Here is an 11,583-nt window from a genome sequence, read left to right as displayed (position 1 = left end):
CGACGCCACCGAAGGACGAGGAGTGATGCCCCTGACCTAACCCCCGACAGGGAGAACACCTGTCCGCCGACAGGGAAGTCACCTGTCCGCACACAAGGAAATCCCGCTGTCCGTTGACACTGCCCCAGGTAGGTGTCAACGGTGCGGCAGCACGGCCAAGCGCCCACAACCACGGTCTCCCCCACAGCGATCACCACGCCCGAGCCAGCTCCCGGCGGTTGGACGCATCTTCTCCAGGTGGGTCGGTCCTTTGGATCGGCACGGGTTTGGTGCCGCTGTCTTGTGAGTCAGGAAGGATGGCGTCATGCCGATGACGACTGATCCCGTTATGAAGGAGCGCGTGGTTCGGCGGATGCTGGAGCAACGGGAGGAGTACCCGTCAGCCCGCTGACTCCAGGGCGTCGGCGAAGCGGTTGGTCAGGGCGAGGTGGCGGCCTGGATCAGTGCCTGGAGCGTGGAGTTGATGCCGTCGGTGAGCTGGTCGATGTCGCTCGCGGTGTCGTAGTCGCCGGTGATCCCGAAGGTCAGCTCGTCGTTGTACGAGAAGATTGCCACGCCGATGCGGACCCGGTCGGCGATCGGCACGTACGGGATGATGCGCGTGCAGCCTCTGCCGAGCAGGAAGATGGGCCTCCTCGGCCCGGGGACGTTCGTGGTCACCGTGGCGAGCTGGCGTTGGGGCAGATGGAACGCCAGCCGCACGCCCAGTGAGACCGGAGGGAACGGTTCGTAGCCGGCGATCAAGGCGAGGTCGGTGCCAGCCTCGGCCTCTCCGGATGTGGCAGCCCTGGCGATGCGCTCGCGCACCGTCGCCAGTGCTGCCACGGGGTCGGCCACGTCCACCGGCAGGTAGGGGAGGAGCAGGGAGACCCGGTTGTCCGGGATCGACTCCTCGCCGGGGCGGCGGATCGAGACGGGCACCAAGGAGCGGATGGCGTGCGCTCGTGGCTGCTCCCCGCGGGAGAGCAGGAGCGCCCGGAAGCCGCCGGTGATGGCGGCCAGCGCCACGTCGTTCACGGTGCCGGGGAACGCCGACCGGATCAACCGGACCGCGTCGAACGGCACGGTCGTGGAGGTGTAGCGGCGCTGGCGGCCGACCGGCCCGGACAGCGAGCTGCCGGTAACGGGGAGGGCGTCGGTGACCAGGGAGAAGGTGCCCCGCGCGGTGCGGGCGGCGCGTCGGGCCAGGGTTCGGGGCGAGGACAGCAGGGACCCGGCGGCGCGCAGGCCCGCGACGGGGGTGAGAACGAGGTCCAGCAGGCCGCCCCCGGTCAGGGACAGTGTGGTGGGAGCCGGCTGCGGCTTCCAGTCGTCCACCGGGGGAGGTGACGGGACCGGGTCGGTGTCGAAGATGACGTCGTAGAGCGCTGTGCCGGACACTCCGTCGACCATGCAGTGATGCAACTTCTGCAGAATCGCCCAGCGGTCCTCGCTCAGACCCTCGACGACCCAGTACTCCCACAGCGGACGGGTGCGGTCCATCCGCTGGCTCATGACCCGCGCGATCAGCCGGTGTAGCTCTTCGGGTCCACCCGGCTGGGGCAGTGCCGTGCGACGGACGTGCCAGGCGACGTCGGTGTCCGGGTCGTCGACCCATACCGGGGCTGCCAGGTCGAAGGGAACCCGGCGGACCGTCTGTCGGAAGCGGGGGACCAACGGCAGTCGCCCGCGGATGTGGTCGAGGAGCTCCTCCTGCGGCGGGGCGGGTCCGGACAGGATCGCAGTGGAGGCGATCGCCATCGACGTCGTCGAGTCCGCGTCCTCGGCCTGCAGGAAGGCAGCCGACAATGGGGTCAACCGTTCCATCAGATCCCAGCCTCCTTGCTCTTGGTGCGCACAGGGCTCCTAGGAGGGGGCACGAGGGTGAGGCGCAGGCCCCCCAAGCCAAGGCCGCACTTCGATCATCCGCCGAACGTGACGGGAGGAAGCACGCATGTGCACGGCGTCACAGGGGCCTCGTCACCGCCAGATTCCCGGCGGTCTGCACCCGGCGGAGTGCCGCACCTGGCGGGACAGTTACGTGCAACGATTTTGGCCTCTGCTTGGTACGAGTCGGGGCCTGCGGGGCCAACCCGACCTGGGCTCAGGGTGAGAGGAACGCGCGAAGAGCCGCGATGAACTCGTCGGGTCGTTCGGCGTGGACTTCGTGGCCGGTGTCCAGGGTGACGGTTCGCCCGTCGGGTAAAGTGGTGACCAATTCGTGTACGTGGGCGGCGTCGACGAAGCTGTCGCGGCCGGCCACGACGAGTGTCGGTGCCTGTATCGCTCGGACGACGCTCAGCCAGTCCGCGGCCGGGTTGTCGACCTCTGGTCGCACGTGTTCGACAACCTTCCAGTCGAAGGGCAGGTCACCGGGGGGTTGGGACGGCGGGTTGGGAACGCGGGGGTGTGGCATGCCGACGTCCTCCAGGACGAGCCTGCGCAGCAGGCCGGGGTGGCGTGCAGCGACCCTCAGTGCCACCAGCCCGCCCAGTGAGTGGCCGACCAGGTCGACGGGTGCGTCAGCGATTTTGGGGAGAAGTGCGGAGATGTCGTCGGCCATCGTGCTGATCGAATAGTGGTTCGCGTGGTCGCTTGCGCCATGACCGCGCAGGTCGACGGCCAACACCGTCCGGTCGGCTGCAATGGCTTTCGCCACGACCTCCCAGGTAGAGGACGTGGCCCCGGCGCCGTGCAGGAGCACCACCGGTGGCGAAGACGCGGCCGAAGACCCCCAGGCCCAGACCGCGAGAGTCACCTCGCCGGTCGAAACCCGCAAGACCTCATTCACCCATCCATGATGTCGGAAGGCGAGGCAGGTCTCCACCGCCGTGATCAGGGCCTTGACCGACCACGGAGATCGAGGGAACGAGCAGCTGATCACTTCACGGCGCGTCGTGCTCAAAGAGGGGGGATGCACTCCTCCAAGGCGCTCACCTGGCAGGCGATGGGCGGGGGTCCGCATCCGGCGGACAGGCGCATCGGTGGTTGTGGTTTCAGCCTGGGAGTACTGCGTGGATGACGCGTAGTGTGTTGCCGCCCATGATGGCTCGGATCTCGTCCTCTGTGCGGCCGCGGTCTCGTAGTTCTTGGGTGATGAGCGCGATCTGGCTGATGTCCCAGGCGACGGTTGTGGAGCCGTCGTAGTCGCTGCCGAGGGCGGCGCTCTGGAGTCCGCCGATCTCGATGACGTGTTCGATGGCGTCGACGACAGCGGCGGGGGTGAGCTCGCAGACGGCGGCGTCCCAGAATCCGATGCCGATGACGCCGCCGGTGGCGGCGACACCGCGGATCTCGTCGTCGGTGAGGTTGCGGTTGACGTCGCAGGTGGCCTGGACGCCTCCGTGGCTGGCGACGACCGGCTTGGTCGCTCGGTCCAGCATCTCCGCGATGGCTGGGTGGCTGGCGTGGGCGATGTCGATGATGACGCCGCGCTGTTCGAGTTCGTCGAAGACCTCGCGTCCTAGGTCCGTCAGTCCTCCCTTGTCGACGCCGTGCATGGACCCGACCAGCTCGTTGTCGAAGAAGTGGGCGAAGCCGGCCATCCGCATCCCGGCGTCGTAGAGTCGCTCGACATTCTCGGGGTCGCCTTCGAGGTTGTGCAGGCCCTCGACGGAGAAGAGTGCTCCGGTGACACGTTCGCCAGCCTTCCGCGCGGCGAGGAGGTCGTCGACGTCGCTCTTGGTGCGCACGAGGACGAGGCGGCCATCGGAGTCCGTTGCGGCGTTCTCAAGCTTCTCGGCGTGATGCAGTGAGCGCTCGAGTAGCGAGGTCCACGTCCGCGGCGGTTGCAGCTGAGCGATCGACAGCAGGGTGATGTTGTCGCTCTCTGCGGTGTTGGAGTCGTAGTTCTGGCCCTTGGGGGACTTCGAGACCGAGGAGAAGACCTGCAGTGCCACGTTCCCTTCCTCGAGCCGGGGCAGGTCCATGTGGCCGCGGTCCGACCGCTTGAGCAGGTCCCGGTCCCAGATCAGGGTGTCACTGTGCATGTCCACGACGTCAAGGGAGTCGTGCAACGCCCGGGCCTGGGCGTCGATCGTGGGAAGGTCACCCTCAAGAAGCTCGTTCTGGGCCCGCTCGACCTGCCCTGGCGCGATGGCGAAGAAGGCAGCGAGTGAGGCTGTGACGAGCGCGGCAAGAGACCAGAGACTGCGGCGAAGCCGGCGCTTTGTGGATGTGGACATGGGTGGACTCCTCGGCGATGGGATCGGAAGTGTCACACTTGTGACAGTTGGCGACGCTAGGCAGTGCCGTTTCGGCGTGTCAACGAAACGCGGGCGCCAGCCCCAGAAGTGCTACATCCAGGCCCTTGATGAGACAGGATCCACGCCATGCGCCAGCGACGTCCCGCCGCCGAGAAGTCACGCGCTTGGCTCGTCGAGGCTCTGCTGTCCCTGATGGCGGAGAAGCCGTACACCGAGATCACTATCACCGAGATCACCACGCGGGCGAAGGTGTCCCGGCGCACCTTCTACCGGAACTTCGCCACCAAGAACGACCTCCTTGACGCCTACAGCGAACGCCTCATGCTCGAGTACGTCGAGCAGCTGCGCGTCGTCGCCAACGGTCCGATGGAAGACATCGTCTTGATGCACTTCACCTTTTGGACAGAGCACTTGGACTTCCTCGCGGTCCTCGCACGCAACGGCATGATCTACCTGGTGCTCCAGAAGTACAACGAATACAACTCCGAAGTCGCCGAACGCAGCGGAAGCACCCGCTACCTCAACACCCCCAAGAGCGAATACGCCCGCGCCTTCAACACCGGCGGATACTTCAACCTCCTCTTCGAATGGCTCCGGCGCGGCGCCAATGAGAGCCCCGAAGAGATGGCCGCGACCTTCGCCCACACCACATGAAGCGAATACGGGGCACCCACCATTGCCGTCAAGGCGCCAGCGAAGAACCACGCGACGCTACCAGCGGTGTGACACGCGGTGTCGGCTTCTAGGAGGCTCGCTCCCATTGCACGGGCGTGGCCCCGTAGGCACTGCTTGTGAGCGTTCCTTGAAGGGTTGAAGGACTAATGAGCCGAAGGTCCGCGGTCCCGGTGACGCCGTTGTATGCGGCGAACGACATTGAGACGCCGTCCTCGAAGGCTGTCCCTGACCCAGTCGCGGTGATGCCCCACGGAGTGACCTCTTGGACGACGACCTGATCGCCGAACTGGCTGAGCTCGTACCACTGGCCAGATCCACCAACTGGAACCCATGTGCCAGAGAGGTCGGGACCACTGAACGCCGGTTGGGTCACGGCCTGTTCGCGGGCCTGCTCCTCCAGATCCGCGACAGCCTCCTCGGCTTCAGGTTGCGCCTGTTCGACTTCGCGCGGATCTGCACTTGAGTAGAAGCTCACCTTGCCGCTACTGAGGTCCACATCCTTGACTGGCTGGCCGTTAAGAAGTGCAAACCCAATGACGAGACTGCCGAGAACGAACGCGGCGAGCGCCCCCCATTTGACGCTTGCGAAGCGTGACGATCGACGGGGGGTTCGGTCGCGATTCGCAGCCTCAGATCCTGGTTCACTGGGCGGCGCATATGGGCGGCACGCGTCACCCCAGGCGCTGCCGTCCCAGTACCTCAGTTGGGGTGATGCGGACGTGGGGTCTCGATACCACCCGGGCGGCGGCGAGAGCATCACCATGTGGCGGCACCTCCCACAACGGTAGGTGGGATTGCCGGCCTCCAATGAGGAACTCGCGCCGCTCCGTTCCTGACTGGTAGCGCCTTCGCTCCACGCGAGAAGCCAAACACAAATCCAACCAGCAGAGTTGGGCGTTCCAATGACGAAAGGATCATTGCCATAGTCATGGACCCTGCCTCCTTCATGGGCCAAGACGGGATGCTCCCCATGCATCCATTTCCGATGCTACTCGCGGCGGAGTCACGCTGCCTGGGCATGCGCTGGGCGTCACACATGCCATCCGTCGTATGGCCGACGCACGACGACACCCCGGCGAAAAGGGACACCTTGTCCGATGCGAGAGGACTAAGCCCCGTGGGGTGGTGGGCTTTCAAGGGGGTTCCTTGATGCTCACGGGCCGCTAGTGATTTCGGCGGCGGGTTCAGTATCGCTGGTCTTGTACAGGAGCGCCATGGAGGCTTCGGAGAGGTAGCGGCGGTCGGCCACTTGCCATTCGTCGTGGGCGTCGGCCAGGACCGCTCCGACGAGGCGGATCAGGGCCGGGTCGTTCGGGAAGATCCCGACCACGCGGGCGCGTCTCTTTGATCTCCTTGTTGACCCGCTCGATCGGGTTGTTGGACCAGATCTTGGGCCAGTGCGCCCGCGGGAACGCGGTGAACGCGAGGACCTCGGTCTTGGCGTCGTCCATCAGTGGCCCGATCTTGGGGAACGCTTTGGCCAGCTGGTCCCGGACCTCGTCCCAGGCCCTGTGCACCGCGTCGGGGTCGGGTTGGGCGAAGATCGTGCGGAACAGCGCGGCGACCATGTCCTTGTGCGACTTGGGGACCAGGGCGAGCAGGTTGCGGGCGAAATGGACCCGGCAGCGTTGATGCGAGGCGCCGGCGAAGCACCGGTTCAACGCTTTTACCAGGCCGGCGTGCTGGTCGGAGATGACCAGCAGCACCCCACCCAATCCGCGGTTCTTGAGGTCGGTGAGGAACTTGCGCCAGAACGTCTCGTCCTCGCTGTCACCCACATCCAGGCCGAGGATCTCGCGACCTCCGGGCACGGTGACGCCGGTGGCGACCACGACGGCCTTGGAGACCACCTGCCCGCGCGCGGACTCGCGCACGTGCAGGTAGGTCGCGTCCAAGAACACGTACGGGAACCGGGCATGGCCCAGAGTCCGGTTCCGGAACGCATCCACCGTGGCGTCCAGGCCAGCACAGATCCGCGAGACCTCACTCTTGGACATCCCGGTCCCGCCGAGCGCGGCGACCAGGTCATCGACGCTGCGGGTGGACACGCCGTGGACGTAGGCCTCCATCACCACCGCATGCAGCGCCTGGTCGATCCGGCGGCGCGGCTCGAGGATACCGGGGAAGAACGAGCCCTTCCGCAGCTTCGGGATCGCCAGCTGGACATCGCCGGCCTTGGTCGTCAACACCCTTGACCGGGACCCGTTGCGTTCAGTCCGGCGGGTCTCGGTCCGCTCATACCGGCCGGCGCCGATCACTTGCGCCGCCTCCAGCTCGATCATCTCCTGCAAGGCGACCTGGACCGCCTCCCGGATCAGGTCCACACCTTCGCCGGCGCGGAACACCTCCAACAACTCCGACAAGGCAGACTGGGACAAGGCCATCGGTGAGATCTCCTTCGGTGCGTACTTGGCCGTGCACACCAAGAATCTCGCCGATGGCCCCACCTACCTCGAAGCCACTCCGCTACCCCAAACCCCACCACTCCCAGGGACTCATACGGCGGCGCTATGACTCAGGTGCTGTGCGCCGGCCGGCGGCGCAGCGAAAGAGGCTCTGGGAAGGTCGGTGATGCATTTCGCCGGTCGATTCGACTTGACGTTGGAGGTGGCCGCGAGGGCGCTCGGAAGCCCGAGCCTGCCGTTGGCGCACGCTCCACCACCGCCGGTCATGCCAGTCAGGTCGGGGACCGAGTCCGTGGTGTACGTCATCGGTGGCTCCTGGGGTCGTCGTGAGTTGAGTACCGCTTTACCGTGACATTGCTTCGGGCCCTATCGGATCGTGCCAGCTCGACATCAGTTCCCAGCATCGAGGTACGCCCGCAGGTCACATCTCGCGGGTAAGGTCGAGAACACTTGGACGACGAGGAGGCCGTGATGGACTGGTGGGGATGGCTGATCCTCGTGGTGGTCCTGGTGGTGGTGCTGGTCGCGGCCGTGCTGGTGATCCAAGCCCGTCGGCGCCGGGGCGGGGTGATCATCGGGTCCAAGACTCCTGACAGCGGTGAGCGACGATGAGGCTGATGCGGACCTCCGAGGTCACTCAGCGTCCGGTGGTCACGATGGCCGGTGAGGACATCGCCCAGATCAAGGACGTCGTTTATGCCGCCGACGGCGGCTCGGTCATCGGGTTCACCCTGGCAGGGCGTGGTCTTTTCGCCGGGCCACTGAAGGAAGGCCTGCCTTGGGAGGGCGTCTCCGCCCTGGGCGCGGACGCGGTGATGGTCCGCGACGAGAGCGTGCTGGTCTCGGCCCCGTCGATCGTCGAGGCGTCCCGCGGCAGTGCGGGGTCCGCCGGGGATGTCCTCGGCTCCCAGGTGCTGACCGAGGAGGGCATCGGCCTCGGCACGGTGCGCGACGTTGTCGTCTCCGTCGATGTCACCGGTGGCGAGCAGTGCGACGTCGTCGGATACGAGGTCGAGGCGTCCGAGGGGCTGGGCACCCAGGGCCAGATGGTGCTGATCCCGTTGCCCGACACAATGGCGGCCTCCGGCGAGCACCTCATGGTCCCTAGCAGCGTGAAGGACTTCGTGGGTCACGATCTGGCTGGCTTCGGCGCGGCCGTGGACCGGTTCCGTTCGCACCTCACGGAGTCCCGACCATGATGTTCTCGTCCGCCAAGGGGCACAAGGTCGTCGACATCAGCAGCGCCGAGACCGTGGGTACGGTGAGCGGGTTCCTCCTCGAGCCCTCGACCCACTCGATCGTCGCCCTGCGGGTGAAGAAGACCAAGACGGGCGAGGTTATCCGGTGGCGGGACATCACCGCCTTCGGCAGCGAGGCCGTCACGGTCCCGCGGGCCGGGGTGGTCACGGACATCGACGCCGAGCTGGAGGCGTTGGGGGACAAGGCCCGCGAGCTGGTGAAGAAGCGCGTCTTGACCAGTACCGGTGATGAGCTCGGCACCGTCAAGGACGTCGACTTCGACCCCGCGACGGGTGCCCTGACAGCGTTCCTCCTCGACAGCGCCCCGGACGTCGCCGCCGACCGCCTCATCGGGGTCGGGTCCTACGCCGTGGTGGTCCGCGCAGAACCTCACGGCTCCTGACGCCGAAGCGTCCGATGCCGGAAGATACGACCGGTGCAGGTCGTGCTTCGGCACCAGCCTGCGGCGAGAACATCGCTCGATTGGCGGCGGAAGATGCTGGCCCCGGGTCGGTCGCCATCCTTGCGCCCGGCTCCGGCGATGTGCCGCAGGTTGAGAAGGTCCAGTTGCTCGCCGTCGTCATCTACATGTCTACGTCGGCGCTGCTTGGGCGCGGCAAGGGTGGGGTGCGAGGAGTTAGACCGCACCGAGCCAAGGGTGTTGTTCGCGAGGTTCTGGCAGCCGTGGAGTGGGAGCCGCTGGTGAGAGGTGGGTCACGGCTGAGCGTGGTCGCCGGCACACGATTTGGGTGGTACTGCGTAGGGCCGGATAGTGGAGTAAGTGAGTGAACCGAACCGTCTTCAGATCAACTGGGTCAACTCCGCAGGTGGCGCCTTGGGCGCGGTGTCTTCGGCCGTGCTGCTGTCCAGCCTCGGCGCGGCCGGCACGCTGGTGGGTGCCGCGCTGGGCAGTTTGTGCGTGACGGTGGGGGGTGCCGTCTACTCCCACTACTTGACGCTGACGAGGGATCGCGTCGCGTCCCAGGCTCTCGCGGCTCGCCGTACCGGCCGGGTGCGCGAGCTGGCCTATGCCGGGTCGGTCGCCCAGCCCGAGGATCGTTTCCGGACCGAGGACCCGGGCTACATCGAGGAGCCGGACGGGGAAAGGTCCGTGGGGCGGTTTATGCAGGGCCTGGCGTGGAGGCGGATCGCGGTGATCAGCGCAGCGCTCTTCGTGGTCGCGATGGTCTTGATCGTGGCCTTTGAGTTGTCGACCGGTCGTGCGGTGTCCACGTTCACCGGCGGTACGAGTAGTACGAGTGTCGGGACTTCGATCCCGGGCTGGAGCGGCACGGGGCAGGACTCGCTCGATGTCGAGCTCGAGGTGCCGCTGCCGGGCGAGGTTCAGGACGGCGAGGTCCCGCAGGAGCCAGTTCCTATTGAGGACGCGCCGCTCGAGGACGTGCCGCAGGAACCAGTACCCCCGCAGCACGACGCCCCGCAGGAGCAAGCGCCGCCGCTGGATCCTCCCACGCAGCAGGCACCGGAGACCCCCGCCCCGTAGGACCTCGGCGCACGTTCACAGCCGCACGCTCCGTGTCGGCGTCAACCCGCGCTTCTCCGAGATCGGCCCGCAACTTGCTCACGGCGCAGCTGGCCGGACACGTCTCCGACCCCGAGGCCGCGGACGAGCACATCATGACCGACTTTCGGCGAGTTCGAGATCCACGCCGATGTCGCGCCGGGCCAGGGAGCAACGCTCGAACTCGAGGGCACGCACTCGATCGACCGTGGCCAATGCCGTTTCACAACCCCTCCAAGTCTCGCCAAAGCCTGGTCCAGTCGCGACGCCGGCGTCCCTCCCACGTCCATACACAAGGCACGGGACTTGCGCCCAGCTCCCGGCGCAATGCCGCGGGCGTTGGAGTCAGCAGCCCACTATTGCCCGCGGTGGTTGGGCAAGGTAACTTGTGTTGATGGATGATCCGATCATCGCCCCCTCCGCGCTGAAGCACGGACTGGACAAAGACCAGATCCTCCACGCCTACCGCAATCCCGTCCGCATCTGGGACCTCGGCGACGGGTTCACCATGATCCTCGGCCCCAACCAGGCCGCGGTCTTCCTCGAGGTCGGCTACGTCCAGGGCGAACACGTGCACGTCATCGTGCACGCGATGCTCGCCCGAGAGAAGTTTCTGCGGTGATGACCATGCCCCGAACAGTCGAAGAGATCCTCGCCCACGCCGACGAGATGGCCGAGAAGTTCGAGAACTACGACCCCCAGCCCGGCGACGAGCTCGACCCTGAGGCGGTCGCTCTGCTGCGCGCTGCGGTGGCTGAACGATCCGAGGCCGAACGGCACCTCCTCGATGCCGTCCGCGCCGCCCGAGCCGCCGGCCTGTCCTGGTCCGCGATCGGCACCTTCGTCGGCACCTCGGGCGAAGCCGCCCGCCAACGCTACGCAAACAAAGTTGCCTAACCGGCAACTCTCCATAGCCCAGCTCCCGGCGGAATGCTGCGGGTGCGCGATCGACTCAGGGCGTGTGAGGTAGTTCGGTTCGCCGCGGTCGAGGAGTCCCTTTGCTCGGCCGCGGCGAACAGAGAGATGCTCAGTAGTTGATCATCCCGGTCATCGTCCAGATCGCTGCCCACGATGGGTCTTCGAAGCCCTCGAACTGGATCTCGAACACCATCTCCACGGTCCCGGTGGCGTCCTCGAAGCGTCCGGTACCTCCGGTGATCGTGGCCGTCGTGGTACCCACGATGACCTCGGTTCCGGGTGCGGGGAAGGGAGCGGAGCCGGTGTACGTCATGTACAGCGCATCGCCGTTGGCGGCCATCAGAGTCATCTCGCCCGGACCGAAATCATCACCCGTGGGAGTGCAGTGTCGCCCGGACATCATCATCCGCCCCAGGTGGGACGCGACCCCGCGCGCCCCTTCGACCGTGGTAGCCAGCCCGGTCAGGCAATCGTCTGCTGGCAGGAACTGGGCCTGTCCGCTCAAGGTGCCCTTAACCCGGATCCACCGATGACGTTTTGGGTGTTGGCCTCGCGAGGATGAGTCTCGGGTGGTGATGTCGGGGCAGGGGTGACCTCCCGGCCTCGCTGCCGGGAGGGTTCCACTGGATGTTCCTTGGTC

General features: G+C 66.5%; 12 protein-coding genes and 2 pseudogenes. 8 read left to right on the top strand and 6 right to left on the bottom strand.

From position 1 onward, the window contains the following. Nucleotides 1-417: 417 nt before the first annotated feature. The 3 genes from GA707_RS20410 to GA707_RS20400 all read right to left on the bottom strand — a co-directional run bounded on the left by GA707_RS20410 (nt 418) and on the right by GA707_RS20400 (nt 4,163). Entirely contained in the window at nt 418-1,806 is a 1,389-nt protein-coding gene (locus GA707_RS20410) for a wax ester/triacylglycerol synthase family O-acyltransferase (protein WP_152180289.1), read from the bottom strand. 277 nt (nt 1,807-2,083) lie between these two features. Next, a complete protein-coding gene (locus GA707_RS20405; RefSeq protein WP_370460066.1) occupies nt 2,084-2,686 on the bottom strand; it encodes an alpha/beta fold hydrolase in 603 nt (200 codons plus the stop codon). Between the two features lie 289 nt (nt 2,687-2,975). After that, nucleotides 2,976-4,163, bottom strand: a complete 1,188-nt coding sequence (locus tag GA707_RS20400; RefSeq protein ID WP_152180287.1) for a dipeptidase — start codon at nt 4,161-4,163, stop codon at nt 2,976-2,978. 147 nt (nt 4,164-4,310) lie between these two features. Here GA707_RS20400 and GA707_RS20395 point away from each other — a divergent pair, with 147 nt between their 5' ends. Then, nucleotides 4,311-4,838 carry a TetR/AcrR family transcriptional regulator gene (locus GA707_RS20395; RefSeq protein ID WP_152180286.1) on the top strand — a complete coding sequence of 176 codons (528 nt, stop codon included), beginning with the start codon at nt 4,311-4,313 and terminating at the stop codon, nt 4,836-4,838. Between the two features lie 283 nt (nt 4,839-5,121). Then, on the top strand, nt 5,122-5,322 hold the full coding sequence (locus GA707_RS21470) for a hypothetical protein (protein WP_226964007.1): 201 nt from the start codon (nt 5,122-5,124) through the stop codon (nt 5,320-5,322). Nucleotides 5,323-5,514: 192 nt separating this feature from the next. On the opposite strand, the pseudogene GA707_RS21895 reads toward GA707_RS21470, so the two are convergent. Both GA707_RS21895 and GA707_RS20385 read right to left on the bottom strand, forming a co-directional pair. Beyond that, a pseudogene (locus GA707_RS21895) lies at nt 5,515-5,616 on the bottom strand (DUF2510 domain-containing protein); the annotation flags it as partial. 396 nt (nt 5,617-6,012) lie between these two features. Then, nucleotides 6,013-7,243, bottom strand: a pseudogene (locus GA707_RS20385) (IS256 family transposase). A 471-nt stretch (nt 7,244-7,714) separates the two neighbouring features. On the opposite strand from GA707_RS20385, the gene GA707_RS21030 reads away from it, so the two are divergent. The 6 genes from GA707_RS21030 to GA707_RS20360 all read left to right on the top strand — a co-directional run bounded on the left by GA707_RS21030 (nt 7,715) and on the right by GA707_RS20360 (nt 10,922). After that, nucleotides 7,715-7,876: a hypothetical protein gene (locus tag GA707_RS21030; RefSeq protein ID WP_193315470.1), complete on the top strand. Its 162-nt coding sequence runs from the start codon at nt 7,715-7,717 to the stop codon at nt 7,874-7,876. Nucleotides 7,877-7,881: 5 nt separating this feature from the next. Then, nucleotides 7,882-8,463, top strand: a complete 582-nt coding sequence (locus GA707_RS20380; protein ID WP_255425111.1) for a PRC-barrel domain-containing protein — start codon at nt 7,882-7,884, stop codon at nt 8,461-8,463. After that, nucleotides 8,460-8,906, top strand: a complete 447-nt coding sequence (locus tag GA707_RS20375; protein WP_152180283.1) for a PRC-barrel domain-containing protein — start codon at nt 8,460-8,462, stop codon at nt 8,904-8,906. Before GA707_RS20380 ends, GA707_RS20375 begins: the two co-directional genes overlap by 4 nt. Nucleotides 8,907-9,284: 378 nt before the next feature. Beyond that, the gene (locus GA707_RS20370; RefSeq protein WP_152180282.1) at nt 9,285-10,007 is read left to right on the top strand and encodes a hypothetical protein; all 723 of its coding nucleotides are present in this window, start codon (nt 9,285-9,287) and stop codon (nt 10,005-10,007) included. Between the two features lie 412 nt (nt 10,008-10,419). Beyond that, nucleotides 10,420-10,647, top strand: a complete 228-nt coding sequence (locus GA707_RS20365; protein WP_152180281.1) for a hypothetical protein — start codon at nt 10,420-10,422, stop codon at nt 10,645-10,647. Between the two features lie 5 nt (nt 10,648-10,652). Then, entirely contained in the window at nt 10,653-10,922 is a 270-nt protein-coding gene (locus tag GA707_RS20360) for a hypothetical protein (protein WP_226964005.1), read from the top strand. A 130-nt stretch (nt 10,923-11,052) separates the two neighbouring features. Here the strand turns inward: GA707_RS20360 and GA707_RS20355 are convergent, their stop codons facing one another. After that, nucleotides 11,053-11,283, bottom strand: coding sequence for a hypothetical protein (locus GA707_RS20355; protein WP_152180279.1), 231 nt, complete (start codon nt 11,281-11,283; stop codon nt 11,053-11,055). Between the last annotated feature and the right edge of the window lie 300 nt (nt 11,284-11,583).

This window comes from Nostocoides sp. F2B08 (genome assembly GCF_009184895.1).
Classification (GTDB): domain Bacteria; phylum Actinomycetota; class Actinomycetes; order Actinomycetales; family Dermatophilaceae; genus F2B08.
The sequence above is the reverse complement of the archived record's forward strand: the minus strand, read 5'-3'. Positions and strand labels throughout refer to the sequence as shown.

Bases quoted from the DNA above. Each gene is read 5' to 3' on its own strand.
- GA707_RS20375 (WP_152180283.1), top strand. From the start codon at position 8,460: ATGATGTTCTCGTCCGCCAAGGGGCACAAGGTCGTCGACATCAGCAGC.
- GA707_RS20355 (WP_152180279.1), bottom strand. From the start codon at position 11,283: ATGGCCGCCAACGGCGATGCGCTGTACATGACGTACACCGGCTCCGCT.
- GA707_RS20410 (WP_152180289.1), bottom strand. From the start codon at position 1,806: ATGGAACGGTTGACCCCATTGTCGGCTGCCTTCCTGCAGGCCGAGGAC.
- GA707_RS20360 (WP_226964005.1), top strand. From the start codon at position 10,653: ATGCCCCGAACAGTCGAAGAGATCCTCGCCCACGCCGACGAGATGGCC.
- GA707_RS20365 (WP_152180281.1), top strand. From the start codon at position 10,420: ATGGATGATCCGATCATCGCCCCCTCCGCGCTGAAGCACGGACTGGAC.
- GA707_RS20400 (WP_152180287.1), bottom strand. From the start codon at position 4,163: ATGTCCACATCCACAAAGCGCCGGCTTCGCCGCAGTCTCTGGTCTCTT.
- GA707_RS20395 (WP_152180286.1), top strand. From the start codon at position 4,311: ATGCGCCAGCGACGTCCCGCCGCCGAGAAGTCACGCGCTTGGCTCGTC.
- GA707_RS20380 (WP_255425111.1), top strand. From the start codon at position 7,882: ATGCGGACCTCCGAGGTCACTCAGCGTCCGGTGGTCACGATGGCCGGT.